Raw genomic sequence first — 2,623 nt, forward strand, 5'->3', positions numbered from 1 at the left:
GCATTTCCAACGCATCCTGAAAGCGTCGAACCGTCCGATCTCTGTCTCACGGGCCTGGTACTGGATGGGCCGTGCCGTCGAGGCTGGCGCTCCCGGCAATTCCACCGAATATTATACCAAGGCGGCGGCCCTTCCCGGCACGTTCTACGGCCAACTCGCTGCCGCTCGTCTTGGTCGCACAGTGCTGAATGTTGCTTATCCCTCGCCGAGCGCCGAAGACCGCGCCCGTTTCGACAGCCGCGAGGCGGTTCGCGCCATCGCGCGGCTGGAGGAGACAGGGCATGCCTGGCGAGCCGACAGCCTTTACCGCGCGCTCGCGGAGGACCTGACGAGCCCCGGCGAACTGGCCATCCTCTCCGCGAAGGCTGAAAAGGCGGGCGGACATCAGTTGTCCTTGCAGGTCGGCAAGATCGCCTTTGGTCGCGGCATCGATGTTGCAGCCCTTGCCTTCCCGATCGGCGTCATTCCGGCGAGCGCCAATATCAGCGGATCCGGCAAGGCGCTGGCTTATGCCATTGCCCGCCAGGAAAGCGCCTTCAATCCCGCAGCTATCTCACCGGCCAATGCACGCGGCCTACTGCAAATTCTTCCCGGCACCGCCAAGGGCGTCGCCGGTCGCCTTGGTCTCGCCTATTCGAAGGAACGGCTGACCACCGATATCGCCTACAATGCGACGCTGGGCGCGCAGTATCTCGGCGAGCAAATCGACGATTTCGCCGGGTCCTATATTCTCACCTTCATCGCCTATAATGCCGGTCCGCGCCGGGTGCCCGAATGGATCAACCGTTACGGCGATCCACGCGGCAAATCGATCGACGAGGTGGTCGACTGGATCGAGCGCATTCCATTCAGTGAAACCCGCAATTACGTTCAGCGGGTGATGGAGAATTACCAGGTCTACAAGTCCCGGCTGGGCCAGACGTCCGATATCGTCCATGACCTGCGCATGGGCCGCTGACGTCCTTCCTTCTGCCAACTTCAGTTGAGCCGGAACGCGGCGCATCGCAGGCACGCGATCGGCTCTTCCCGCATCCGACACTTCCGCTATGGTTGCCCCATCAGGATGAAGGAGCATAGCGTTGGCCACGAGCGATGACGGATTCGAGGAACGGTTTTTTACGGCAAGCGATGGATTGCGGCTTTATGCCCGCGACTATGGACATGCCGACGATCGAAAAGACCTGCCGATCGTCTGTCTGCCGGGGCTTAGCCGAAACAGTCGTGATTTTCACCGACTTGCCCTCCAGCTTTCAACGCAGGCTGAAAGACCACGCCGGGTCGTCACCTTCGATTATCGTGGGCGCGGACGTTCGGAATGGGATGCCGATACCGGCCGTTACGCCCTTTCCGTCGAGGCGGACGATGTCCTGACAGGCTGCGCGGCGCTCGATGTCCAGCAGGCGATTTTCATCGGAACATCGCGTGGTGGCCTGATAACGCATCTCCTTGCTGCAATGCGTCCGGCAATCCTGCGCGGCGTCATCCTCAACGATATCGGACCGGTCATCGAGATCGCTGGCCTGCTGCAGATCCGGCTTTATCTTGAGGCACGACCCGTTCTCCATTCATGGGAGGACGCGGTGGACAACCTGCAGCGGGTGCACGGACCAGCCTTTCCGGCGCTCGATCCATCCGACTGGACCGACATGGCGCATGCGATCTTTACCGAAAAGGACGGCATGATTGTCGCGGACTTCGATCCGTCCCTGATCGAACCATTGCGCAGCCTCGACGAGAATGCGCAAATCCCGGATATCTGGTCGCTTTATGAAGGACTGAAACCGATCCCGCTGATGACGATCCGGGGCGAGAACTCCCCTATCCTCTCGGAAGCGACATTCATCGAGATGAAAGCCCGACATCCGGGCATGAAAACCGTGACGGCGGCGGGCCAGGGACATGCGCCGCTGCTGCATGGGCCGAAACTGGTCGGCGAGATCAGGGACTTCATCAACGCGATCGCCCACAGCGCCGCGCGTCAAACATGACGCGTAAAGGTCGCTCTAACAGCTGGAATATACCGCATAATTTTACCCTAAAATCGATTCCGGCTTAAGGAATTGTGCAGCAGTCTCGCGGTCGGCAGCGAGTGAGACGGAACAACGACAGGCCTCAAAACAAAAAAAGCCCGGTCTTTCGACCGGGCTTTCCATCACTGACATGAAGCCAGAGATTAGAAGTCGCGCTGCAGGCGGAGGAAGCCGGAGACTTCGTCGCCACCTACACCCCAACGACGCGAGTCGTCGACGTCCTGGTACTGAATGGTCGCGAGCGACTTCAGGCCGTCCGTGATCTGGTAACCAACCGTTGCACCAACGCGCCATGCATCGACGTTGCTGATGAAGGCGTAATCACCGAAGTACTGACCAGCAATGTTCAGGGTCAGCTTTTCAGTTGCCTTGAACTCGTACGATGCTGCAACGGTCCATTCGGATTCGTTGTAGTATGCGTTCGGGTCGGTTGCGTAGATGCCAGCGAGGCTGAACGTGCCCGGGCCGACTTCAGCCGACAGGATAGCGCGGATGGCGCCGTCTTCGCGTTCGGTGTCATAGCCGCCGAGCAGGGTAGCCGTTACACCACCGACCGAACCGGAAACCATGGCAGCAACGCCAACGCCGTTGTC

Annotated in this window: 3 protein-coding genes; 2 read left to right on the forward strand and 1 reads right to left on the reverse strand. The window is 60.0% G+C overall.

The annotated features are described in order from the left end of the window. Together VL202_RS13860 and VL202_RS13865 are read left to right on the forward strand one after the other, a co-directional pair. On the forward strand, window positions 1-958 hold a 958-nt coding region (locus VL202_RS13860; RefSeq protein WP_325464697.1), incomplete at its 5' end, for a lytic transglycosylase domain-containing protein. Window positions 959-1,079: 121 nt separating this feature from the next. Then, window positions 1,080-1,988, forward strand: coding sequence for an alpha/beta hydrolase (locus VL202_RS13865; RefSeq protein ID WP_325464698.1), 909 nt, complete (start codon window positions 1,080-1,082; stop codon window positions 1,986-1,988). 185 nt (window positions 1,989-2,173) lie between these two features. Here the strand turns inward: VL202_RS13865 and VL202_RS13870 are convergent. Further along, on the reverse strand, window positions 2,174-2,623 hold a 450-nt coding region (locus VL202_RS13870; RefSeq protein ID WP_325464699.1), incomplete at its 5' end, for a porin.

Origin of the sequence: Pararhizobium sp. (assembly GCF_035497515.1) — a bacterium.
Taxonomy (GTDB): domain Bacteria; phylum Pseudomonadota; class Alphaproteobacteria; order Rhizobiales; family Rhizobiaceae; genus Pararhizobium.